Origin of the sequence: Nocardioides terrae (assembly GCF_900112345.1) — a bacterium.
GTDB lineage: Bacteria > Actinomycetota > Actinomycetes > Propionibacteriales > Nocardioidaceae > Nocardioides > Nocardioides terrae.
The window spans coordinates 124,301-146,668 of record NZ_FOLB01000011.1 but is presented as its reverse complement, the minus strand read 5'-3'; the positions used below and the strand labels follow the sequence as shown (position 1 = coordinate 146,668).

At 71.9% G+C, this 22,368-nt stretch carries 18 protein-coding genes; 9 read left to right on the top strand and 9 right to left on the bottom strand.

The genetic code is table 11. The annotated features are described in order from the left end of the window. Positions 1 to 40 precede the first annotated feature (40 nt). Positions 41 to 1,864: a glycoside hydrolase family 15 protein gene (locus BM236_RS14970; protein ID WP_245750353.1), complete on the bottom strand. Its 1,824-nt coding sequence runs from the start codon at positions 1,862 to 1,864 to the stop codon at positions 41 to 43. A gap of 153 nt (positions 1,865 to 2,017) precedes the next feature. Between BM236_RS14970 and BM236_RS14965 the strand changes: the two genes are divergently transcribed. After that, positions 2,018 to 3,004 (top strand): ATP-binding cassette domain-containing protein, encoded by a 987-nt coding sequence (locus tag BM236_RS14965; RefSeq protein WP_091125359.1) that lies wholly within the window; start codon positions 2,018 to 2,020, stop codon positions 3,002 to 3,004. Continuing rightward, the gene (locus BM236_RS14960; RefSeq protein WP_091125357.1) at positions 3,004 to 3,837 is read left to right on the top strand and encodes an ABC transporter permease; all 834 of its coding nucleotides are present in this window, start codon (positions 3,004 to 3,006) and stop codon (positions 3,835 to 3,837) included. Before BM236_RS14965 ends, BM236_RS14960 begins: the two co-directional genes overlap by 1 nt. A gap of 12 nt (positions 3,838 to 3,849) precedes the next feature. On the opposite strand, the gene BM236_RS14955 is transcribed toward BM236_RS14960, so the two are convergent. Genes BM236_RS14955 through pheS form a run of 3 tightly spaced genes read right to left on the bottom strand, consistent with a single transcriptional unit; the run spans position 3,850 to position 10,396 of the window. After that, positions 3,850 to 6,765: an ATP-binding protein gene (locus BM236_RS14955; protein ID WP_091125355.1), complete on the bottom strand. Its 2,916-nt coding sequence runs from the start codon at positions 6,763 to 6,765 to the stop codon at positions 3,850 to 3,852. Between the two features lie 34 nt (positions 6,766 to 6,799). After that, positions 6,800 to 9,298 (bottom strand): phenylalanine--tRNA ligase subunit beta, encoded by a 2,499-nt coding sequence (gene pheT / locus BM236_RS14950; protein WP_091125353.1) that lies wholly within the window; start codon positions 9,296 to 9,298, stop codon positions 6,800 to 6,802. Beyond that, the gene (gene pheS / locus BM236_RS14945; protein ID WP_091125351.1) at positions 9,299 to 10,396 is read right to left on the bottom strand and encodes a phenylalanine--tRNA ligase subunit alpha; all 1,098 of its coding nucleotides are present in this window, start codon (positions 10,394 to 10,396) and stop codon (positions 9,299 to 9,301) included. A gap of 135 nt (positions 10,397 to 10,531) precedes the next feature. Here pheS and BM236_RS14940 point away from each other — a divergent pair, with 135 nt between their 5' ends. Further along, positions 10,532 to 10,864: a cupin domain-containing protein gene (locus tag BM236_RS14940; protein ID WP_091125348.1), complete on the top strand. Its 333-nt coding sequence runs from the start codon at positions 10,532 to 10,534 to the stop codon at positions 10,862 to 10,864. A gap of 9 nt (positions 10,865 to 10,873) precedes the next feature. On the opposite strand, the gene BM236_RS14935 is transcribed toward BM236_RS14940, so the two are convergent. Further along, complete coding sequence (locus tag BM236_RS14935; protein WP_091125347.1) at positions 10,874 to 11,287, bottom strand: hypothetical protein; 414 nt, start codon at positions 11,285 to 11,287, stop codon at positions 10,874 to 10,876. An 89-nt stretch (positions 11,288 to 11,376) separates the two neighbouring features. Between BM236_RS14935 and BM236_RS14930 the strand changes: the two genes are divergently transcribed. From BM236_RS14930 to BM236_RS14910, 5 genes are read left to right on the top strand one after another with little or no spacing between them, the layout of a single operon-like run. Further along, positions 11,377 to 15,090: a nitrate reductase subunit alpha gene (locus tag BM236_RS14930; protein WP_091125344.1), complete on the top strand. Its 3,714-nt coding sequence runs from the start codon at positions 11,377 to 11,379 to the stop codon at positions 15,088 to 15,090. Next, the gene (gene narH, locus BM236_RS14925; protein ID WP_091125343.1) at positions 15,090 to 16,781 is read left to right on the top strand and encodes a nitrate reductase subunit beta; all 1,692 of its coding nucleotides are present in this window, start codon (positions 15,090 to 15,092) and stop codon (positions 16,779 to 16,781) included. The genes BM236_RS14930 and narH overlap by 1 nt, the downstream gene beginning before the upstream one ends. After that, positions 16,778 to 17,458 carry a nitrate reductase molybdenum cofactor assembly chaperone gene (gene narJ, locus BM236_RS14920; protein WP_217645358.1) on the top strand — a complete coding sequence of 227 codons (681 nt, stop codon included), beginning with the start codon at positions 16,778 to 16,780 and terminating at the stop codon, positions 17,456 to 17,458. The genes narH and narJ overlap by 4 nt, the downstream gene beginning before the upstream one ends. Next, positions 17,455 to 18,210, top strand: a complete 756-nt coding sequence (gene narI, locus BM236_RS14915; protein WP_091125340.1) for a respiratory nitrate reductase subunit gamma — start codon at positions 17,455 to 17,457, stop codon at positions 18,208 to 18,210. The genes narJ and narI overlap by 4 nt, the downstream gene beginning before the upstream one ends. 8 nt (positions 18,211 to 18,218) lie before the next feature. Then, on the top strand, positions 18,219 to 19,397 hold the full coding sequence (locus tag BM236_RS14910) for an MFS transporter (protein ID WP_245750352.1): 1,179 nt from the start codon (positions 18,219 to 18,221) through the stop codon (positions 19,395 to 19,397). A 20-nt stretch (positions 19,398 to 19,417) separates the two neighbouring features. On the opposite strand, the gene BM236_RS14905 is transcribed toward BM236_RS14910, so the two are convergent. Then, a complete protein-coding gene (locus BM236_RS14905) occupies positions 19,418 to 20,440 on the bottom strand; it encodes a sensor histidine kinase (RefSeq protein ID WP_091125338.1) in 1,023 nt (340 codons plus the stop codon). A 40-nt stretch (positions 20,441 to 20,480) separates the two neighbouring features. On the opposite strand from BM236_RS14905, the gene BM236_RS14900 reads away from it, so the two are divergent. Further along, a complete protein-coding gene (locus tag BM236_RS14900; protein ID WP_091125336.1) occupies positions 20,481 to 20,876 on the top strand; it encodes a RidA family protein in 396 nt (131 codons plus the stop codon). On the opposite strand, the gene BM236_RS14895 is transcribed toward BM236_RS14900, so the two are convergent. From BM236_RS14895 to rpmI, 3 genes are read right to left on the bottom strand one after another with little or no spacing between them, the layout of a single operon-like run. Next, positions 20,846 to 21,637 carry a TrmH family RNA methyltransferase gene (locus BM236_RS14895; protein WP_091125422.1) on the bottom strand — a complete coding sequence of 264 codons (792 nt, stop codon included), beginning with the start codon at positions 21,635 to 21,637 and terminating at the stop codon, positions 20,846 to 20,848. The two genes, BM236_RS14900 and BM236_RS14895, sit on opposite strands and share 31 nt — an antisense overlap. Before the next feature lie 29 nt (positions 21,638 to 21,666). Then, a complete protein-coding gene (gene rplT, locus BM236_RS14890; protein WP_091125333.1) occupies positions 21,667 to 22,050 on the bottom strand; it encodes a 50S ribosomal protein L20 in 384 nt (127 codons plus the stop codon). Positions 22,051 to 22,109: 59 nt separating this feature from the next. Further along, positions 22,110 to 22,304 (bottom strand): 50S ribosomal protein L35, encoded by a 195-nt coding sequence (gene rpmI / locus BM236_RS14885; protein ID WP_091125419.1) that lies wholly within the window; start codon positions 22,302 to 22,304, stop codon positions 22,110 to 22,112. Positions 22,305 to 22,368: the final 64 nt, after the last annotated feature.

Below are 22,368 nucleotides of genomic sequence, written 5' to 3'. Positions count from 1 at the left end.
ATGCATGAGTATACACCGACATGCATGACGATTTCATCGGTCAGTCGCCATGCAGTCCCTGGTGCTCCCTGCTCGAGGACGTGCGGGTCGACGCGCCGCTGAGCTGCCGGGCGGAGTTGACCAGCCCCACGTGGCTGAACGACTGCGGGATGTTCCCCAGGTGGTAGTGGTTGGCCGGATCGTACTCCTCGCTGAGCAGCCCGACGTCGTTGCGCAGACCGAGCAGACGCTCGAAGAGCTGCTCCGCCTCGTTGGTCCGGCCGATCCCGGCGAGGGCGTCGACGAGCCAGAAGCTGCACGCGAGGAAGACACCCTCGCCGCCCGGCAGACCGTCGGCTCCGCCGTCGGCCTCGGGGTCGTAGCGGCGCAGGAAGCCGTCATGGGACAGCTCGCGCTGGACCGCGTCCACGGTCCCGCGGACGCGGTCGTCGTCCCAGGGCAGGAACCCCACCCGTGGCAGGAGGAGCAGCGAGGCGTCCAGCCCGCGGGAGCCGTAGAACTGGGTGAACGTGCCGCGCTCGGCGTCGAACCCCTTGTCGCAGACGTCGGCGTGGATCCGGTCGCGCAGCTCGCGCCAACGGTCCACCGGGCCGTCGAGCCCGTGGTTCTCGACCCCGCGGAGTGCGCGGTCCAGGCCGGCCCACGCCAGCACCTTGGAGTGCACGAAGTGCCGGCGGGGGCCGCGGACCTCCCAGAGACCGTTGTCCGGCTCGTCCCAGTGGCCCTCGAGCCAGTCCAGCAGCGCCAGCTGCAGGTCCCAGGCCGCGTCGTCGGCCTGCAGTCCGCTCTCCCGCGCCAGGTGAAGCCCGTCGAGCACCTCGCCCCACACGTCCAGCTGGAGCTGCCCGGCGGCGGCGTTGCCCTGGCGGACCGGTCGGGAGTCGGCGTACCCGGACAGCCAGTCGAGCTCGAGCTCGGGCAACCGCCGACGGCCGTCGACGGCATACATGATCTGCAGCTTGGCGGGGTCGCCGGCGACCGCGCGCACCAGCCACTCGCGCCACGCCTTCGCCTCGGCCACGTAGCCGGTCCCGAGCAGGGCCTGCAGCGTGAAGGTCGCGTCGCGCAGCCAGCAGTAGCGGTAGTCCCAGTTGCGTACGCCGCCGAGCTGCTCTGGCAGCGAGGTCGTCGCGGCCGCGACGATCCCGCCGGTCGGCGCGTAGGTCAGCGCCTTCAGCGTCATCAGCGACCGACGCACCTCGTGCTGCCAGCGGCCTTCGTAGCGGCACCGGCCGATCCACTCGGTCCAGAAGGTCGTGGTCTCCTCGAGCGCACGGGCCGCCTCCCTCCCGGTGCTCGTGGGGTTGTGCGCGGGGCGGTGGGTGAGCACGAAGGCGACCTCGTCGCCCTCGGCCACGGCGAAGTCCGCGGCGATGACGGCGTCGTCGACCTGCACCGGCACGTCGCTGCGGAGCAGGAGCGTGTCGGGCCCCGCCACCGCGCGTACCTCGCCGCCCCGCCTGACCACCCAGGGGACGACGCTGCCGTAGTCGAACCTCGGCACCAGCTCGCTGCGCATGTCGACCCTGCCCCGGACACCCCGGACGATCCGGACGACGTCGGCGTCGTCGCCGCGTGGCGGCATCAGGTCGAGCACGTCGACCGCTCCGCCCTCGACCTCCCAGCGGCTGCGCAGGACGAGCGTGTCGTCGACGTACTCGCGGTGGGTGACGATTCCGCCCGCGGTCGGCGCCAGCGTCCACTGACCCGCACTCCTGTCGCCGACGAGGGCCGCGAAGCAGGCCGGTGAGTCGAACCTCGGCAGGCACAGCCAGTCGATGCTGCCCGTCCGCGAGACCATTGCGGCGGTGTGCAGATCGCCGATCAGGGCGTAGTCCTCGATCCCGCTTCGGTTCGTGCTCACCATGACTCCGCCGGTGCGTTCATGGACCCGCCGGTGGCCTGAGCGGTCCTGCCGCATGCGGAGGACGACCCGTGCCGGCCGTCGGAGACTCGTGAAACCGGTGCCCTCGGGCACTGAAAGCGTCCTGAAACCGGCCGGCCGCAGGCTGTGCCCATGAACGAATCCACGACACTCGCGGTCAGCGCCGAGGGCCTCGTCAAGAGGTTCGGCGACTTCAATGCCGTCGACGGGATCGACCTGGAGGTTCGCCGGGGCGAGGTCTTCGGCGTGCTCGGTCCGAACGGCGCCGGCAAGACCACCACCCTCTCGATGCTCGCCACCCTGCTGCCCCTCGACGGCGGCCGGGCCAGCATCTTCGGCGTCGACGTCGCCTCGTCGCCGCACCAGATCCGCCAGCTCGTCGGTGTCACCGGGCAGTACGCCTCCGTCGACGAGAACCTCACCGCCACCGAGAACCTCTACCTCTTCGGCCGGCTGCTGGGCCTGGGCAAGCCCCGGGCCCGCGCGACAGCCGTCGACCTGCTGGAGCGGTTCGGCCTCGAGGAGGCCGCGACCCGCCAGATCAAGAACTTCTCCGGTGGCATGCGGCGCCGCCTCGACCTGGCCGCCTCGCTGATCGCGCAGCCGCCGCTGATCTTCCTCGACGAGCCGACCACCGGGCTCGACCCGCGCACCCGCGGGCAGATGTGGGACACGATCCGTGAGCTCGTCGCGAATGGGTCGACGATCCTGCTGACCACGCAGTACCTCGACGAGGCCGACCAGCTCGCCGACCGGATCGCCGTCATCGACCGCGGCCGGAAGGTCGCCGAGGGTACGTCGGACCAGCTGAAGTCGTCGGTCGGCAAGTCGACCCTCCACGTCAGGCTGGAGGAGCGCGACCTCACCGCGTCGGCGGCGACGATCGTCGAGCGGGTGCTCGGCGAGACGCCGTTGCTCACTCCCGAGGCGGGCGGGCTCAACATCGCCCTGCCCGACCCCAACCGAGCGGCCGACGTCCTCATCGCCCTGCGCGAGGCCTCGCTCTCCATCGCCACCGCCACCGTGCGGCAGCCCACCCTGGACGAGGTCTTCCTCGTGCTCACCGGCCACCACAGCGAGTCCGAGGACTCCACCGACGCAGAGCAGGAGGTGGCCTGATGACCACCCAGACGCTTCTCCCCGACGCCGCGACCCGGACGGTCGAGAGCCGTCCGCTCAGCGTGCGGCCGAGCCTCCAGGAGACCGTCACCCAGACGTTCGCGATGGCGTGGCGCGCGCTGAAGAAGATGCGCCGCAACCCGGAGCAGTTCTTCGACGTCACGCTCCAGCCGATCCTGTTCACCGCCATGTTCGCCTACGTCTTCGGCGGGGCGGTCTCCGGCTCGGTGGCGGACTACCTGCCCTTGATGATCCCCGGCATCCTCGCCCAGACCGCACTGACCGCCTGCATGGCGACCGGCACGCAGATGCGCGAGGACATGGACAAGGGCGTCTTCGACCGGTTCAAGTCGCTGCCGATCGCCCGGATCGCGCCCCTGGCCGGGCCGATGATGGCCGACCTCCTCCGCTACGGCATCGCCGCCACGATCACGATCGCGGTGGGCCTGGCCATGGGCTACAGCCCGGGCGGCGGCTTCTTCGGTGTGCTCGCCGGCTGGCTGCTGACGATCGTCGCCGGCTGGTCGCTGGCCTGGATCTTCGCGTGGCTCGGCACTGTGGCCCGGTCCGCCCAGGCCGTCCAGGGCATCGGGATGATGATCATGTTCCCGCTGACCTTCTTGTCCAACGCCTACGTGCCGGCCGGCACGATGCCCGACTGGCTGCAGGCGTTCGTCAACATCAACCCGGTCTCCCACGTCGTCACCGCGGTCCGCGACCTGATGAACGACGGCGACGTCACCGGCCAGGTCGGTTGGGCGCTGGTGGCCTGCGCGATCGTGGTCGCGATCTTCGCGCCCCTGGCGGTGCGCAGCTACAGCCGCAAGATGTGAGCGAGCCGCCGCTCACAGCGTGAGCAGCAGCTCCCGGGCCTCGCCCCGCACGTCAGGTGCGGGGCGGGGCTCGTCGGTCTTCTCCCCCAGCAGGTCCTCGGCCCACTCGAGGTCGAGGCTGGGCAGCATCCGGTTGAAGGAGAACGCGACGGCGTAGCCCAGCAGGCGCCGCGCGGCCTCCCGCGACCCGCCGGTCGTGAGCTCCCAGACGGCGAGGGCGAACATCCCGCAGCCGGCGATCGGGTAGTCGAGGAAGTCCCTGTCGTCGCCGAGGAGGCTGACGAGCGTCTCGCGCATCGACTCCCGCTCGGCGCGTACGTCGTCCGCCCGGCCGACCCGGCAGTGGGCTGCGATCGAGGCGGACTCGGGGAAGATCACCCAGGGTGCGTAGTCGATGGGCATGTCCTGGCCGGGGATGCCGCGGTCGCGCAGCAGGGCGACCGCCTCGCGATAGGCGGCCAGCCCCGCCGCCGTGTGGCCGCGGGCCAGCCGCAGCTCGGCGTGGCCGGCGAGCTGGCTGACGGCACCGCCGAAGATCGACTTGCTCGCCTCGTCGTCGTCGACCGCGGTCAGGATCCGCTCGGCCTCGTCGAGCTCACCGAGCCGGATCGCGGCCAGCGCGAGCATCGACCGGGTCTGGGCGAGGTCGTCCCAGGCGCCGATCTCCTCGAGCAGCGGCAGCGCCCTGGCGGCGTACTCCTTGGCCTCGGTGGTGTCGCCCGCCTGCAGCGCGAGGCTGGCGAGCTGGGCGGTGAGCAGGGCACCGGTCCACGGCCCCTCGTCCGGGTCGGCCAACGCCAGCGCGCGGCGGGCGCTGGAGCGCGATCCCGCGAGGTCACCGTTGTTCTCCAGCGCGGCGGCGGACCACATCAGAGCGACCCGGGAGACGACGGGGTCGGGGTCGTGGGTGAGCTGGAGCAGCTCCTCCACCTGGCCGCTGGCCTCGGAGCCGATCAGTGCGAGCACGACGCGCACGTTGGCGTGGGTGATGGGGTCGGTGTCGCCGGGGCCGATCTCCCGGAGCCGCGCGGCGACCTCGGCGGTGCTCTGCCGGGAGAAGATCATCCGGTTGGTGATGATGAAGACCAGCACCGTCCGGAGGGCGTCCTCCAGGCCGGGCACGAGCGGCGCAGGGAGGACCAGGTCCTCGACCTGCTGGGCGAGGCTGACCACCTTGAGGTGGCTGCCCTCGATGGTCCAGAAGCCACCGAGGCTGGTGAAGATGCGGATCACGGTGGCCACGTCGCCGGCGGCGAGGGCGGCACGCACGACGCCCAGGAGGTTGCCCTCCTCCACGCGGACCTCGGCCATCGTCGCGACCTGATCGCGACTGAAGAGGCGCCGGCCGGCGGCGTCGGCCAGCTCGACCGCCCACTCACGGAGCCGCTCGGACGCCTCGGCGTCGTCACCGGCGTCGACGAGCTGCATCCGCCCGAACTCGCGGACGGTCTCGAGCAGCCGGAACCTGACCCGCTCGCCCTCCTGCACCGTCACCAGGGACTGGTCGGCGAGCGCGGTGACGAGGTCGAGCGCGTCGGGGCCGACGACAGCGGTGGCACCGTCGAGGGAGAACCCGTCGCGGAAGACGCTGAGCCGGCGCAGCGCGACCCGCTGCTCCTCGGTGAGCAGGTTCCACGACCAGTCGATGACCGCGATCAGCGTCTGGTGCCGCTCCGGGGCGTCGCGGCTGCCGCCGCGCAGCAGGGCAAAGCGGTTGTCGAGCCGCCGCTCGATCTCGGCGACGCTCATCACCCGCATCTTGGCGGCGGCCAGCTCGACGGCGAGCGGCAGCCCGTCGAGCCGGGTCACCAGGCTGCGCACCGCCTCCGGGTCGAGCTGGACGCCCGGGCGCGCGGCCGTCGCGCGCTCGACGAACAGGGCGACACCGTCCTCGGTGCTGAGCTCGGGCAGCAGGTAGATCCGCTCGGCGGCCAGGCCGAGCGGAGCCCGCGACGTGGTGAGGACGGTGAGCGCCGGGGTGCGGGCGACCAGCACGGAGACGAGCTCGGCCACGGCACCCACGACGTGCTCGCAGTTGTCGAGGATGAGCAGCGAGGGCGTCGTACCGACGGCGTCGACGATGCGGCCGACGACATCCTCCCGGCGGGGCCGGCCGCGGGTGACCACCGTCTCGCGTACGCCGAGGGCGTCGGCGACCTCCAGCGGGACGCCGTCCGGGGAGGTGACGCCGGCCAGCTCGACGAAGTGGACCACCGGCTGCTCGGCCTGGCGGCCGACCACGTGGGCGAGGCGGGTCTTGCCGAGGCCTCCGGCGCCGACGATCGAGACGACCCGGGCGGTGCGCACCATCGCGGTGGCCGCGGCGATGTCGGCCTCCCGGCCGATCAGTGCGTCGGCGTCGAAGCGGAGACCGCTGCGGACGGGGCGGTCGCGGGCGAGGAGCTCGCTGTGCAGGGCCTGCAGGGCCGGGCTCGGGTCGACGCCGAGCCGGTCGGCGAGCCGCTCGCGGTAGGTCTCGTAGCGCTCCAGCGCGGCCGGCACGCCGTGCACGTCGGCCACCGCGCGGAGCAGGGCCGCGATGACCTCGTCGTCGGACTGGCCGGACTCCTCGGCCCGCTCGAGCAGCGGCAGCGCGTCGGCGTACTTCCCCTCCGCGGCCAGGCGCAGGCCCTCGGGGCGCAGCGCCCACGCGTCGACGTCGGTCGGCGGGAGCGCCAGGCGGTAGCCGTAGGCCGTGCGCTCGATGGCGCCGGGCGCCGTCGCCGAGCGCGCGCGGGAGACCACGACCTGGAGCGCCTTGGCGGGGTTGGCGGGCGGGTCGTCGGCCCATACCTCCTCGACGAGCGCCTGCTCGCCGAGGCCCCGGGCGCCAGCGCCCACCAGCGCCCGCAGCAGCGCATGCGTCCGCTCGCCCGGGACGGGTCTGCCCTCCCAGGCGACGTCGTCGAGGACGCTGAGCCGGATCACGCAGCGATCATGCCAGCCAGGGCGGGTGGTCGCGTCAGGCTCGCTGTACGGCGCCGGTGAGCTCGGCCGCCCGGGCGACCGCGGCGTCGCGGGCCGCGCCCGCCTCGCCCTCGGCGAGCGTGCGGTCGGGGGCGCGGAACCGCAGCGCGAAGGCGAGGGACTTGCGACCCTCGCCGATCTGCGCGCCCGCGTAGACGTCGAAGAGCCGGACCGACTCCAGCAGCGGGCCGGCGCCCTCACGCAGCGCCGACTCGACGGCTCCCGCGGTCACCGACTCGTCGACGACGAGCGCGACGTCCTCCTTGGCCACGGGGTAGGTGGAGAACTCCGGCCCCGGGACCGCGTCGGGCGCGATCCGCATCAGCGTGTCGAGGTCGACGACCGCGGCCGCGCTGCGCTCGGGCAGCCCGAAGGCGCGGCACACGGTCGGGTGCAGCTCGCCGGCGAACCCGAGGGTCAGGTCGCCCGAGACGATCCGGGCGCAGCGACCCGGGTGCCACGGCATGACGGCCGCGGACTCGACGGTGACCTCGACGGCGAGGTCGTCGGCGAGGCGGCGGACCGCGGCGATCGCGTCGTCCCACCCGGTCGTACGCGCCTCGCCCCACCAGCCGCCGCGCTCCTGCTCGCCGGCCAGGACGACGCCCAGCTCGGCCCACTGCGTGGGGATGGCATGCTCGAGCGCGTCGAGCTCCTCGCCGGTCGGACGGCGGTCGACGCCGTAGATCGGCGCAGGACCGTTGCCGGCCGGCATCGCGACGATCTGGGTCTCGAAGAGCGCCACCCCGGGGGCTCCGCGGCCCAGGTTGCGCCCGGCGGCCTCGAGCAGGCCCGGGAGCACGGTGGTGGTGTAGGCGGGCGCCTCCGCGGAGAGCGGGTTGGCCAGGCCGACGGTGTTGCGGCGTGGGTCGTCGGCGGGCAACCCGAGCTGGTCGAACGACGCGTCGCTGACGAACGGGAAGCTCACCACCTCGATGGCGCCGGCACCGGCGAGCACGCGCCCGACCCGGCGGCGCAGCCGCTGCTCGCGGGTGAGGCCGCGGCCGGTCGCGCGTCGGGGCAGGATGGACGGGACCTTGTCGTAGCCGACGATCCGGACGACCTCCTCGACGAGGTCGTAGGGGTCGGTGAGGTCCGGGCGGTACGTCGGCACCTGGGCCGTGAGCGTGCCGCCCGTGACGGTGACCCGGCATCCGATCGCCTCGAGGTCGGCGACCGTGGTGGCGTCGTCGATGTCGATCCCGGAGATCCGGGCCGGCAGATCGACCGGCATCGTGATCTCGCCGGGCCGGGGCGGCGCGCCGGCGACGGTCACCCCCGTGTCCGCGGTTCCGCCGCCGTGCTCGACGAGCAGCTCGACGACGCGCTGGGCGGCGACCGGCGGGAGCAGCGGGTCGACGCCTCGCTCGAACCGCTTGGAGGCCTCCGACGGCAGCTTGTGCCGCCGCTGGGTGCGGAAGACCGACGTCGGCTCGAAGTGCGCGGCCTCGACGACGATGTCGGTCGTCGCGGCCGAGATCTCGGTGGAGGCGCCGCCCATCACGCCGGCCAGGCCGATCGGGCCCGAGTCGTCGGTGATGAGCAGGTCCTCGGGCGAGAGCTCGCGGACGACGTCGTCGAGGGTGGTGAGCTTCTCCCCCTCCTGGGCGCGGCGGACCACGATCGGGCCCTGCAGCTTGGCCCGGTCGTAGGCGTGGATCGGCTGGCCGAGCTCGAACATCACGTAGTTCGTGACGTCGACAGCGAGCGAGATCGACCGGACGCCGACCGCCTCGAGACGCTCCTTGATGAAGGCCGGCGTCGGCGCGGACGGGTAGAAGCCGGTCACCGTCCGGGCCACGAAGTAGGGGCAGCCGTCGGCGTCCTGCAGCACGACCGGGTGGCCGGCGCCGTCGGCCTGCGGGTAGTCCAGCTGCGCGGGGTCGCGGAAGGGCGCGCCGCGGTGCCCATCGAAGAAGGCGAGCGCCGCCTCGCGGGCCACACCGCGCAGGCTGAGCGCGTAGGCGCGGTCCGGGTTGATCTCGAACTCGATGATCTCCTCGCCGAAGCCGAGCACGCCGCGGGCGTCGGTGCCCGGCTCGGGGGCGTCGGCGGGCAGCACGATGATGCCGTCGTGGTCCTCGCCGAGGCCGAGCTCGCGGGCGGAGCAGATCATGCCGGCGGAGAGGTGGCCGTAGGTCTTTCGGGCGGAGATCTCGAAGTTCCCGGGCAGCACGCCTCCGGGCAGGATCACGACGACCTTGTCGCCGGGGGCGAAGTTGTGCGCCCCGCAGACGATGCCCTGCGGCTCGCCGGTGCCGTTGGCGTCGCCGACGTCGACCGAGCACCAGTTGATCGTCTTGCCGTTCTTCTGCGGCTCGGGCTCCTTGCTGAGCACCCGGCCGACGACGAGCGGGCCCTCGATGCCCGCACCGGCCGTCTCGATCGCCTCGAGCTTGAGGCCGAGCATGGTGAGCCGGTCGGTGAGCGCCTCGGTGGTGACGTCGGCCGGCAGATCGACGTACTCCTTGATCCAGGAGACGGGGGCCTTCATCTAGAGCTCGCTTCCGAATGCCGTGGTGAAGCGGACGTCGCCCTCGAAGAGCGTCCGCAGGTCCTCGAGGCCGTGCCGGAACATCAGGGTCCGGTCGATGCCCATGCCGAAGGCGAAGCCGCTGTAGCGCTCGCTGTCCACTCCGCAGGCGCGCAGCACCCGCGGGTTGACGATGCCGCAGCCACCCCACTCGATCCAGCCCTCACCACGGCAGGTGCGGCACTCCTCGGAGTCCACGCCGCGGCAGACGAAGCAGACCAGGTCGACCTCGGCGGAGGGCTCGGTGAAGGGGAAGTACGACGGCCGGAACCGCGTCGTGATGCCCTCGCCGAACATCGCGCTCGCGAAGTGGTCGAGGGTGCCCTTGAGGTGGCCCATCGTGATGCCCTCGTCGATGGCGAGACCCTCGACCTGGTGGAACATCGGGCTGTGCGTGGCGTCGTACTCGTCGGTGCGGAAGACCCGGCCGGGGCAGACGACGTAGATCGGGGGCGTCCGGGTGAGCATCGTCCGCGCCTGGACCGGGCTGGTGTGGGTGCGCAGCACGAGGTGGTCCTCGGCGGGCTCGGTCCAGAACGTGTCCTGCATGGTGCGCGCCGGGTGGTCCGGGCCGAGGTTGAGGGCGTCGAAGTTGAGCCACTCCGCCTCGATGACCGGGCCCTCGGCCACCTCCCAGCCCATCCCCACGAAGATGTCGGCGATCAGCTCGGAGCCGGTGGTGATCGGGTGGCGGGCGCCGCCCGGCCTCCGGTCCACCGGCAGGGTCACGTCGACGGCCTCCTCGACGAGCATCCGCGCCTCGTGCTCGGCCTCGAGGACGGCCTGCCGCTCGGCGAGCGCCTTGTTGACCGCACCGCGCGCCTGGCCGATGCGCTGGCCGGCCTCCTTGCGCGCCTGCGGCGGCAATGCGCCGATCTCGCGGTTGGCCAGCGCGAGCGGCGAACGGTCGCCCGCGTGCTCGAGACGGACGGCCTTCAGCTCGTCGAGGTCCTGCGCTCCGGCGATGGCCGTGAGCGCGGCGTCGCGGGCGGCCTCCACCTCCTCCGCCTTCAAGGGGGTGACCTCCACAGGGTCGTAGTCGGTGTTCGGGCCGGACATCGGTGCCTTTCCCAGCAGGTGACGTGCGGGGTCAGTCTAGGAACCGTCGGCGTTCGCCCGCGAACGGGATCCGGATATCGTCGCACTGGGAGCGGATCCGTGGGATCCGACGGCTCGAGACGAGGGAGTGCACGCATGGAGATCCGGTCCCTGACCAGCCTCGCCGAGGAGCAGCTCGCGGCTGCCCGCGCGGCCTCGAACGGCCGTGCAGCGGTGACCGTCTTCGGTGGGCAGGAGCACGACCTGCGCCAGACCCTCATTGCGCTGGTCGGCGGCGCGGCGCTGCACGAGCACGACTCTCCGGGCGACGCGAGCCTCCAGGTGCTGTCCGGCACCGTCCGGCTGGTCGCGGGCGACGACTCCTGCGAGGCCGGCGCGGGCGACTACCTCCACATCCCGCCGCAGCGGCACGCGCTCGAGGCGGTCAGCGACGCGGTCGTGCTCCTGACGGTCGCCACGCGCGCCTGAGTCGGCTCCTCACAGGAGCGCGACGCCCGCCACCACGAGGGCGGCGACCTTGACGAGCTCGAGGCCGACGTACCAGAGGTGGGCGTGGGACCGCGGGGCATCCTCGGCGGAGCCGGCGGCGAGGACTGCGTCGGAGCGTCGCGTCAGTGACGGCCGTACGCCGACCAGCTGGACCGCCAGCACGAGGACCGCCGCCGCCCCGGCGATCCCGGCGGTCCGACCGGGATCGCCCGAGACGAGCGCGACGACGAGCACGACGGCGAGGACCGCCTCGACGCTGTTGAGCGCCCGGAAGACGACCCGCCCGATCCCCAGCCCGGTGGGGATGTCGACGACCTGGAACTTCAAGGGCGCCTCCAGGAACGAGATCGCCAGGACCATGCCCAGCCAGAGCCACGTGACGGCGGCGGCGAGTTCGGTCATGCCGATATCAGACCACTGCGCCGATACCGTCCGGACAGGGGCGTTGCGTCCCTTGTCAGCCTGCTGCGGCGTGTGCTGATAGTTGACTCGTGCCCGGCCTCGACGGAACGGCAAGCGACCTGCTCCTCAAGGCGGGCCGGTTCTTCACGCGATGGGACGAGACCGACGACGGACGCGCGGTCTTCCGGAAGGGCGGACGGGCGGGAGACGTCTTCTACCGCGACCGCTGGAGCCACGACAAGGTGGTCCGGTCCACGCACGGGGTCAACTGCACCGGCTCCTGCTCGTGGAACGTCTACGTCAAGGACGGCATCATCACCTGGGAGACCCAGGCGACGGACTATCCGTCCGTCGGGCCCGACCGGCCGGAGTACGAGCCGCGCGGGTGCCCGCGCGGCGCCGCCTTCTCCTGGTACACCTACTCCCCCACCCGGGTCCGCTACCCCTACGCCCGTGGCGTCCTCGTCGAGCTCTACCGGGAGGCGAGGCAGCGACTCGGCGACCCCGTCCTCGCGTGGGCCGACATCCAGGCCGACCCCGAGCGCCGCCGTCGCTACCAGCAGGCCCGCGGGAAGGGCGGCCTGGTCCGGGTCAGCTGGGCCGAGGCCACCGAGATGGTCGCGGCAGCCCAGGTGCACACCATCAAGGCGCACGGGCCCGACCGCAACATCGGCTTCTCCCCCATCCCGGCCATGTCGATCGTGTCCCACTGCGTCGGCACCCGCTACACCCAGCTCATCGGCGGGGTGATGACCTCGTTCTACGACTGGTACGCCGACCTGCCGGTCGCCTCGCCGCAGGTGTTCGGCGACCAGACCGACGTCCCCGAGTCCGGCGACTGGTGGGACGCGAGCTACCTCGTCATGTGGGGCTCCAACGTCCCCGTCACGCGCACGCCCGACGCGCACTGGATGACCGAGGTGCGCTACCGCGGCACGAAGGTGGTCACCGTCAGCCCCGACTACGCCGACAACACCAAGTTCGCCGACGAGTGGCTGCCGGCGGCCGCCGGGACGGACGCCGCGCTCGCGATGGCGATGGGGCACGTCATCCTGCGCGAGTACCTCGTCGATCGTCAGGTGCCCTTCTTCGCCGACTACGTGCGCACCTACACCGACCTGCCCCACCTGGTCCGGCTCGAGGAGCACCCCGACCACCCCGGCGCCTACGTCGCCGGCAAGTTCCTCACTGCGGCCGATCTCGGCGGCGGCGCCGAGGAGGAGCAGTGGAAGACCGTCGTCCTGGACGAGGCGACCGGCCGGGCCGTCGTCCCCAACGGGTCGATGGGCTTCCGCTACGCCGATTCCGGCGTCGGCAGGTGGAACCTCGACCTCGAGGGCGTGACGCCGCGGCTGACCCTGCTCGGCGGTGAGGGGGTCACCGTCCTGCTCCCGGCGTTCGTGGACCCCGACGGCAGCGGGTCCGTGCTGACCCGTGGGGTGCCGACGCAACGGGTCGGCGGCCACCTGGTGACGACCGTCTTCGACCTGATGCTGGCGCAGTACGGCGTCGGCCGGACGTTCGACGGGCAGAGCCTGCCCGGTGACTGGCCGGCCGGTTACGACGACGCGAGCACGCCCTACACCCCGGCGTGGCAGGAGCAGATCACCTCGGTGCCGGCGCAGGCGTGCATCCGGGTGGCGCGCGAGCTCGCCACGAACTCCGAGGAGTCCGGCGGTCGGTCGATGATCATCATGGGCGCCGGTATCTGCCAGTGGTTCCACGGCGACGCGACCTATCGCGCCGTGCTCGCGCTGCTGATGATGACCGGTTCGATGGGCCGCAACGGCGGCGGCTGGGCGCACTACGTCGGGCAGGAGAAGTGCCGGCCGACCACCGGCTGGATCTCGCTGGCCAACGGGCTGGACTGGAGCCGCCCGCCACGGACGATGACCGGCACGTCGTTCTGGTACATGCACACCGACCAGTGGCGCAACGACGGCTACAGCACCGAGTCGCTGGCCTCGCCGCTGGCCCGCGGCCACGTCCGCGGCCACACGGCCGACGCGATCGCCGCGTCGGCGCGGATGGGCTGGATGCCGTTCTACCCGCAGTTCGACCGCAACCCGCTCGACGTCGCCGACGAGGCGGCGGCAGCGGTCGAGGCCGGCGAAGCGCCCGACGCCCCTGCGTACGTCGCCCGGGCGCTCCAGGACGGCCGGCTGGCCCCGGCGATCGAGGACGTCGACGCGCCCACCGCCTGGCCGCGCACCTTGATGCTGTGGCGGTCGAACCTGTTCGGGTCCTCGGCCAAGGGCGACGAGTACTTCCTGCGGCACCTGCTCGGCACCCACCACAACGTGCTCGGGGAGGACGGCCTCGGTGGCGAGAACCCGCGTGCGCCGCGCCCGGAGGGCGTGAAGTGGCACGACGCGGCGCCCGAGGGCAAGCTCGACCTGCTCGTGTCGGCCGACTTCCGGATGACGTCGACGACGCTGCTCTCCGACGTCGTCCTTCCCGCGGCGACGTGGTACGAGAAGCACGACCTCTCCTCCACCGACATGCACCCCTACGTGCACGCCTTCTCCCCGGCGATCGACCCGCCCTGGGAGGCGCGCAGCGACTTCGACATGTTCCACGCGCTCGCCCGCAAGCTCTCCGAGCTGGCCCGGACACACCTCGGCACCCGCAGGGACCTGGTCAGCGTCCCGCTCCAGCACGACACCCCCGGCGAGACCGCCCAACCCGGTGGCGTCGCACGTGACTGGCGGCAGGACGGCGTCGACGCGGTGCCCGGACGGAACACCCCCGTGTTCGCCGTGGTCGAGCGCGACTACACCGCGATCGCCGACAAGCTCGCCTCCGTCGGCCCGCTGGCCGACAGCCTCGGGTTCACGGTCAAGAACGTCACCTACCGGGTCGAGCACGAGATCGCTCGGCTCGCGCAGAGCAACGGCGTGATGTCGCACGGCCCGGCCGCGGGCCGCCCGGCGATCGACACCGACGCGAAGCTGGCCGAGGCGATCCTCACGTTCTCGGGGACGACCAACGGGGAGCTGGCCACGCAGGGCTTCCGCACGCTGGAGCAGCGGGTCGGCAAGCGGCTGGCCGACCTCGCCGAGGGCTCGGAGGAGAAGCGGATCACCTTCGCGCAGACCCAGACGGCTCCCGTGCCGGTCATCACCTCGCCGGAGTGGTCCGGGTCCGAGACGGGCGGGCGCCGCTATGCGCCGTTCACGGTCAACATCGAGCGGCTCAAGCCGTTCCACACGCTCACCGGCCGGATGCACTTCTACCTCGACCACGACTGGATGACCGACCTGGGCGAGGCGATGCCGACGTACCGCCCGCCGCTCGACATGCACCGTCTCTTCGGGGAGCCGCGGCTGGGACCGGACGGTGCCGCGACGGTGACGGTGCGCTACCTGACGCCGCACAACAAGTGGTCGATCCACTCGGAGTACCAGGACAACCTCTTCATGCTGTCGCTCTCCCGCGGCGGCCCGACGGTCTGGATGAGCCCGGGCGACGCCGGGTCGATCGACGTGAGCGACAACGACTGGGTCGAGGTCACCAACGCCAACGGCGTCTACGTCGCCCGGGCGATCGTCTCCCACCGGATGCCGGACGGCGTGGTCTACGTCCACCACGCGCAGGAGCGCACGATCGACGTCCCGAAGTCGGAGGCGACCGGCCGCCGCGGCGGCATCCACAACTCGGTCACCCGGCTGCTCGTCAAGCCGACCCACCTGATCGGCGGCTACGCCCAGCTGTCCTACACGTTCAACTACCTCGGCCCGACCGGCAACCAGCGGGACATGGTCGCCACGGTCCGCAAGCGGAGCCAGGAGGTGCACTACTGATGAAGGTCATGGCCCAGATGGGCATGGTGATGAACCTCGACAAGTGCATCGGCTGCCACACGTGCTCGGTCACCTGCAAGCAGGCGTGGACCAACCGGGCCGGCACCGAGTACGTCTGGTTCAACAACGTCGAGACCCGGCCGGGCCAGGGCTACCCGCGGCAGTACGAGGACCAGGAGAGGTGGCGCGGCGGCTGGACCGTGGGCGCCGACGGGCGGCTCAGGCTCAAGGCGGGCGGGCGGCTCAAGAAGCTGCTGACGATCTTCTCGTCGCCCGTCCAGCCGGAGCTCGCCGACTACTACGAGCCGTGGACCTACGACTACGCCACGCTCGTCGAGGCGCCGCTCGGTGACGACTTCCCGGTCGCCCGTCCCAAGTCGTTGATCACCGGCGAGGACACCAAGGTCACCTGGTCGGCCAACTGGGACGACAACCTCGGCGGCGCCAGCGAGATGGGGCACCTCGACCCGATCGTGGCGAAGATCCGGCGTGAGTCCGAGGACCGGATCAGGTTCGAGTTCGAGCAGACCTTCATGTTCTACCTGCCGCGCATCTGCGAGCACTGCCTGAACCCGTCCTGCATGGCCTCCTGCCCGTCGGGCGCGATCTACAAACGCGCCGAGGACGGCATCGTGCTCGTCGACCAGGACCGCTGCCGCGGCTGGCGGCAGTGCATCACCGGCTGCCCCTACAAGAAGATCTACTTCAACCACAAGAGCGGCAAGGCCGAGAAGTGCACGTTCTGCTACCCGCGCATCGAGGTCGGGCTGCCGACCGTGTGCTCGGAGACCTGCGTGGGCCGGCTGCGCTACCTCGGCCTGTTCCTCTACGACGCCGACCGGGTCACCGCCGCGGCCTCGACGCCGGACGAGAAGGACCTCTACCAGGCCCAGCTCGACCTGATGCTGGACCCGAACGACCCCGAGGTGATCCGCGCCGCCCGCGAGGAGGGCATCCCCGAGGACTGGATGGACGCCGCCCGCCGCTCGCCGGTCTACGCGCTGGCCAAGACCTACCGGGTGGCGCTGCCGCTGCACCCGGAGTACCGCACCATGCCGATGGTCTGGTACGTCCCGCCGCTCTCCCCCGTCGTCGACCTGCTCAAGGAGCAGGGTCACGACGCGGAGTCCGCCGGCACCCTCTTCGGCGCCATCGACGCGCTGCGCATCCCGGTCGAGTACCTCGCCGAGCTGTTCACCGCCGGCGACGTCGAGGTCGTCGAGGGCGTCCTCAAGAAGCTCGCCGCGATGCGGGCCTACATGCGTGACATCACCCTGGGCCGCGAGCCGGACGGCTCGATCCCCGCGTCGGTCGGCATGACCGAGGAGGCGGTCTACGACATGTACCGACTCATGGGGATCGCGAAGTACGACGAGCGCTACGTCATTCCCAAGGCCCACGTCGAGGACGCCCACCGGCTCGAGGAGATCGGCTGCTCCCTGGACTACGACGAGGGTCCCGGGATGTATGAGAGCGGCCCGCTCGGCGAGGCCAGCGGCCGGCCCGTGCCGGTCGCGGTGGAGACCTTCCACGCGCTGCGCGACCGGCAGACCGCCGACCAGCCCGCCTCCAGCGAGTCGCTGCGGGGGCGCGTCAACCTGCTCAACTGGGACGGCAACGGCCGGCCCAGCGGCCTCTTCCCCGAACGGCCGCCCGAAGCGCATCCCGCCGCCGAACCGGAGCAGCCGTGAGACGCCCCGGCGGCCGGTCCGACTGGCGCGTGGTCCACCAGGTCGCGGCCTGGTGCCTCGGCTACCCCGACGACGACCTGCTCGGCCGGCTGCCGCTGCTGCGCCAGGCGCTCGACGAGCAGCGGCCGCACCGATGGGCGGCGGCGCCGGTGTCGCTGCTCTCGAGGTTCGTGGCGCACCTCGGCTCGGGGGAGCCGGAGGCCCTCCGGTCGGCGTACGTCGACACCTTCGACCTGAGCCGGCGCCAGACGCTCTACCTGTCCTACTGGACCGATGGCGACACCCGGCGCCGCGGCGAGACCATCGCCGCGATCAAGCAGCGCTACCGGGCCAGCGGGTGGCTCGTCGACACCGGCGGCGACCTGCCCGACCACCTCCCGATGGTCCTGGAGTACGCCGCCCTGGCCGACCCGGCCGGTGGCGCGGACCTCCTCGCCGAGCACCGGCCGAGTCTGGAGCTGATCCGGCTCTCGCTGGCCGAGCGCGGCTCGGCGTACGCCGACGTGCTGGCGGCCGTCTGCGCCACGCTGCCCGGCCGCTCGCCGCAGACGCTCGCCGAGGCCCGGTCGCTGTGGCGGTCCGTGGCGTCGCCGCCGGCCGAGAGCGTCGGGCTCGGCGAGCCCGTGCTGCTCGGTCTGCCGACGATCGGAGCCGCTGCGCCGGGAGCGACCCGGTGAGCGCCGCCCTGTGGGGCGTCCTCCCCTATCTTGCCGTCGTGATCCTGCTGTCCGGCACGATCTGGCGCTACCGCTACGACAAGTTCGGCTGGACCACCCGCTCCTCGCAGCTCTACGAGTCGCGGCTGCTGCGGATCGGGTCGCCGATGTTCCACTTCGGGTTGCTGGTCGTCGTGGTCGGCCACGTCGTCGGCCTGCTCGTCCCGGAGTCATGGACGCGGACGTTCGGTGTGAGCGACGAGTTCTACCACGGCAACGCGCTGTTCTGGGGCTCGATCGCGGGCATCTGCACGCTGGCCGGGATCGTCATCCTGATCTACCGGCGCCGCACCACCGGCCCGGTCTTCATGGCCACCACGACCAACGACAAGGTGATGTACGTCGTCCTGGTCGCCGCCCTCGTGCTCGGCCTGTGGACCACCGTCGTGGCCGTCTACCAGGGCCACGACACGGCCGACTACCGCGAGACGGTCTCACCGTGGTTCCGCTCGCTGTTCCGGCTGCAGCCGGACGTGGACGCGATGGCGGCCGCGCCGGTGCAGTTCCACATCCACGCGCTGGTCGGCCTGCTGCTCTTCGCGATCTGGCCGTTCACGCGCCTCGTGCACGCGTTCACCGCTCCGCTGCACTACCTGTTCCGCCCCTACATCGTCTATCGGAGCCGGGACGTCGGCGGCGCCGGAGCCCGACCGGTCCGACCCGGGTGGTCGCCGGTCGGCACCGCGGACCGGGAGCGGGGCGGGCGCCGATGAGCGCCCCGATGAGGAATCTGCTGCTCGCCACCGGGGCGTTCACGATCACGTTCTGGGCCTGGAACATGATCGCCCCGCTGGGCATCCGCTACGCGACGGACCTCGACCTCTCCTCGGGTCAGAAGTCGTTGCTGGTCGCGGTGCCCGTGCTCGTCGGCTCGCTCGGCCGCATCCCGGCCGGCGCGCTGACCGACCGGTACGGCGCTCGGCTGATGTTCCCCGTGCTCATCGTGCTGACCGTCCCGGCCGTGCTCCTGGTCGCGCTGGCCGGCAGCCAGGAGTCCTACCCGCTGCTGCTCGCCTTCGGGTTCCTGCTCGGCGTCGCCGGAACCACGTTCGCGGTCGGCATCCCGTTCCTCAACGCCTGGTTCGAACCGTCGCGCCGCGGCTTCGCCACCGGAGTCTTCGGTGCCGGCATGGGCGGCACCGCGCTCTCGGCGTACTTCACCTCGCGGTTCGTCATGTGGTTCGGCTTCGTGACCACCCACCTGATCATCGCGGCGGCCCTGCTCGCCACGGCCGTCGTGGTGTGGCTCTTCATGCGGGACGCGCCGGCGTGGACGCCGCAGCGGGTCCCCTTCGTCCCGAAGGTGATCGGAGCGGCCAGCCTGGCGATCACCTGGGAGATGGCGTTCCTCTACGCCGCCTGCTTCGGGGGCTTCGTCGCCTTCTCGACCTACCTGCCGACCTACCTCCACGACGTCTACGGCTTCGCGCTCCCCGAGGCGGGCACGCGCACGGCCGGCTTCGCCGTCGCCGCGGTCGTCTGCCGCCCGATCGGCGGCATCGTCGCGGACCGGATCGGGCCGCGGAAGGTGCTGTTCATCTCCTTCCTCGGCGCGCTGGTCATGGCGGTCATCCTCGCCACCCGTCCCGCCCTCGAGTGGCGGGCCGGGCTCTCCTTCGTCCTCATGGCGGCCTTCATGGGACTCGGCAGCGGCGCGGTCTTCACGTGGGTCGCCCAGCTGGCTCCGCCGGACCGGGTCGGCTCGGTCACGGGCATCGTCGGTGCGGCCGGCGGCCTCGGCGGCTTCTTCCCGCCGCTGGTCATGGGGGCGACGTACGACGAGGCTCACCACAGCTACACGCACGGGCTCGTCCTGCTCGCGGTCGTGACGGGGCTCGCACTGGTCCTGACCGAGTTTCTGATCACGCCGAAGCGCGCGTCGGAGCCCACGCGCCTCTAGGCTCCAGCCCGCCGCGTCGTTCAGTCGAAGTCGCTCCCGTGCGGCCAGGTGGTCGTGATCCGGGCCCCACCACCCTCGGCGTCGGTGACCGTCACGGTCCCGCCGTGGGCCTTCACCAGACCGCCGACGAGGTAGAGCCCGAGGCCGGAGCCTGCGCTCTTGCCGCCCTTCCAGAACTTCGTGAAGACCCGCTTGCGCAGCTCCACGGGGATGCCCTCGCCCTCGTCCTCGACCGTGAGGGTGACGAGGGTGTCGTCGGCGCTCAGCCGGATGCTGACCGTGCCCTCGCCGTGGCGCACGGCGTTCTCGACCAGGTTGGTGACCACCTGGGTGAACTTGTCCGGGTCCACGGTGATCGACGGCAGGTCAGGCTGGGCGTGCAGCTCGATCGGGCGGCTGGTCGCGGTCAGCTGCACCGAGTTGACCACCCGCTCGGTGAGCACCGCGGCGTCGCTGGGCCGCGGGTGCAGCTGGAGCCGGCCGGTGTCGAGCCGGGCCACGTCGAGCAGCTCGGCGATGAGCCGGCTGAGCCGGTCGGAGTCGACGCTGACGGTGGTCAGCATGAGCTTCTTCTGGTCGTCGTTGAGCTTGTCCCAGCGGTTGAGGAGCGCCTGCACGAAGCCCTTGACGCCGGTCAGCGGACTGCGCAGCTCGTGGGCGACCGTCGCGACCAGGTCGGAGCGCTCCCTGTCCAGGCGGGCGCGGCCGCGACCGCTGCGCATGGTGACGGCGACGCCGGTGACCGGCCCGCCGGCCCGGTCGCGGTGGAGCCGGGCGTGGGTGAGCACCTCGGTGCCGTCGGGCAGCAGCCAGGACTGCTCGGGCACGCCCGTGCGGGTCACCAGGCCGGCGTACGGCTCGTTGGCGTCGACCCAGGCGCGTCCGTCGGTGTCGAGCAGCACCAGCACGTCGGCGAGGGGGCGGCCGACGGCGTCGTCGACGCCGAGCATCCGTCGGGCGACGGAGTTGGTGATCGTCACCGAGCCGTCCGGGCCGGCGAGAACGACTCCGTCGGGCAAGGCGTCGAGCGGGTCGGTGGCCATGACGGCCAACCTACCGGGCGGTTCCCCTAGCCTTCGGCACATGACGGAGCGACGCGCCATCCTCAGCGGATCGACGTTCGAGGAGCAGATCGGCTACGCCCGCGCCGTGGTCGACGGCGACTGGGTGCACGTGTCCGGGACGACCGGATTCGACTACGCGACGATGACCATCTCCGACGACGTCGTCGAGCAGGCCGAGCAGTGCCTGCGCAACATCGAGGCGGCGCTGACGGAGGCGGGGTGCACGTTCGCCGACGTGGTGCGGGTGCGCTACCTGCTGCCCGACCGTGCCGACTTCGAGCCGTGCTGGCCGACCCTGCGCCGCGTCTTCGGCGAGGTCAGGCCGGCCGCGACGATGCTGGTCTGCGGCCTGGCCGACCCGCGGATGAGGATCGAGATCGAGGTCTACGCCCGCTGCGCGCGGGCGCTGGCGTAGAGGCACACCGCTGCGGCGGTGGAGAGGTTGAGGCTCTCGGCCCGGCCGTAGATCGGGATGCTGACGACCCGGTCCGCGGCGCCGCGCAGCGCGTCGGGCAGACCCCAGGCCTCGTTGCCGAACATCCACGCGGTCGGGCCGGTCAGGTCGGTCTCGAAGAGCGACTCGCCGTCCATGTCGGCGGCGAGCACGGTCAGCCCGGCGGCCCTCGCGGCCGCGACGGCGGCGAACGGGTCCCGCTCGGTCGTGACCGGGAGGTGGAAGACCGAGCCGACGCTCGCGCGGATCGTCTTGGGGTTGTAGCGGTCGACGCTGTCGCCGGCCAGGACGACGGCGTCGGCACCGGCCGCGTCGGCACAGCGGATGACGGTGCCCGCGTTCCCGGGGTCGCGTACGTCGGCACAGACGGCGACCAGTCGCGGGGTGGTGTCGGGACGGGCCTGGCGGCCCTCCTCGACCAGCGAAGGCTCCAGGAAGCGGCAGAGCGCGACCACGCCGGCCGGGGTCACCGAGTCGGAGAGGCCGGCCATCGCCCGGTCGTCGACCAGGGTCACGGTCGGGGCCGCGGCCAGCAGGCCGGCGTACTGCTCGGCGGCAGTGGGCGTCGCGAAGACCTCCACCACGCAGTCAGGCACGCCCAGCGCGCCCTCGACGGCCTTGGGGCCGTCGGCGAGGAAAAGCCGCCGCTCGGATCGCTCCGAGCGGCGGCTCAGCTTCCTGAGCTCCTTCAGTCGCGCGTTGGACGCGGCGAGAGGAGTCATGGTCTCGACAAGCTCCACCAGCGAACGGCTCAGGCGGAAGCCGGAGCGTTGACGTCCTCGGGGAGAGCGGCCTTGGCCTGCGCGACGAGCGCGTTGAACGAGGCGACGTCGTTGACGGCCAGCTCGGCCAGGATCTTCCGGTCGACCTCGATGCCGGCCAGGCTGAGACCCTGGATGAAGCGGTTGTAGGTCAGGCCCTCGGCACGCGCGGCGGCGTTGATCCGCTGGATCCAGAGGCGCCGGAAGTTGCCCTTGTTCTTGCGGCGGTCGTTGTAGGCGTAGACCAGGGAGTGGGTGACCTGCTCCTTGGCCTTGCGGTACAGACGCGAACGCTGACCGCGATAGCCGCTCGCCCGCTCGAGGGTGACGCGACGCTTCTTCGCCGCGTTGACTGCGCGCTTCACGCGTGCCATGTGGAACTCCTTTAGTGCGAAAAGTCAGTGGGTGCCGGCGAACGGCGATCCCGGGGGAATCAGCGGCCGAGAAGCTTCTTGGCGCGCGCGACGTCGTTCTTGGCAACCTCGACGGTGCCGGTCATGCGACGAGTCACCTTGGAGGGCTTCTTCTCGAGGTTGTGGCGCTTGCCGGCCTTCTCGCGAAGGATCTTGCCCGAGCCGGTCACGCGGAAGCGCTTGCCGGCACCGGAGTGGCTCTTGTTCTTCGGCATCTTCGTCTCTTTCTTGTTGCTGGTTGTCTCGGTGGTCTCGCGACGCTTGCCGGGCAAGGTCCTC

Excerpts from the sequence above, each read along its gene's own strand:
- BM236_RS14965 (WP_091125359.1), top strand. The coding sequence starts at position 2,018 with ATGAACGAATCCACGACACTCGCGGTCAGCGCCGAGGGCCTCGTCAAG.
- BM236_RS14960 (WP_091125357.1), top strand. The coding sequence starts at position 3,004 with ATGACCACCCAGACGCTTCTCCCCGACGCCGCGACCCGGACGGTCGAG.
- pheT (WP_091125353.1), bottom strand. The coding sequence starts at position 9,298 with ATGAAGGCCCCCGTCTCCTGGATCAAGGAGTACGTCGATCTGCCGGCC.
- pheS (WP_091125351.1), bottom strand. The coding sequence starts at position 10,396 with ATGTCCGGCCCGAACACCGACTACGACCCTGTGGAGGTCACCCCCTTG.
- BM236_RS14940 (WP_091125348.1), top strand. The coding sequence starts at position 10,532 with ATGGAGATCCGGTCCCTGACCAGCCTCGCCGAGGAGCAGCTCGCGGCT.
- BM236_RS14935 (WP_091125347.1), bottom strand. The coding sequence starts at position 11,287 with ATGACCGAACTCGCCGCCGCCGTCACGTGGCTCTGGCTGGGCATGGTC.
- narH (WP_091125343.1), top strand. The coding sequence starts at position 15,090 with ATGAAGGTCATGGCCCAGATGGGCATGGTGATGAACCTCGACAAGTGC.
- BM236_RS14910 (WP_245750352.1), top strand. The coding sequence starts at position 18,219 with ATGAGGAATCTGCTGCTCGCCACCGGGGCGTTCACGATCACGTTCTGG.
- BM236_RS14905 (WP_091125338.1), bottom strand. The coding sequence starts at position 20,440 with ATGGCCACCGACCCGCTCGACGCCTTGCCCGACGGAGTCGTTCTCGCC.
- BM236_RS14900 (WP_091125336.1), top strand. The coding sequence starts at position 20,481 with ATGACGGAGCGACGCGCCATCCTCAGCGGATCGACGTTCGAGGAGCAG.
- BM236_RS14895 (WP_091125422.1), bottom strand. The coding sequence starts at position 21,637 with ATGACTCCTCTCGCCGCGTCCAACGCGCGACTGAAGGAGCTCAGGAAG.
- rplT (WP_091125333.1), bottom strand. The coding sequence starts at position 22,050 with ATGGCACGCGTGAAGCGCGCAGTCAACGCGGCGAAGAAGCGTCGCGTC.
- rpmI (WP_091125419.1), bottom strand. The coding sequence starts at position 22,304 with ATGCCGAAGAACAAGAGCCACTCCGGTGCCGGCAAGCGCTTCCGCGTG.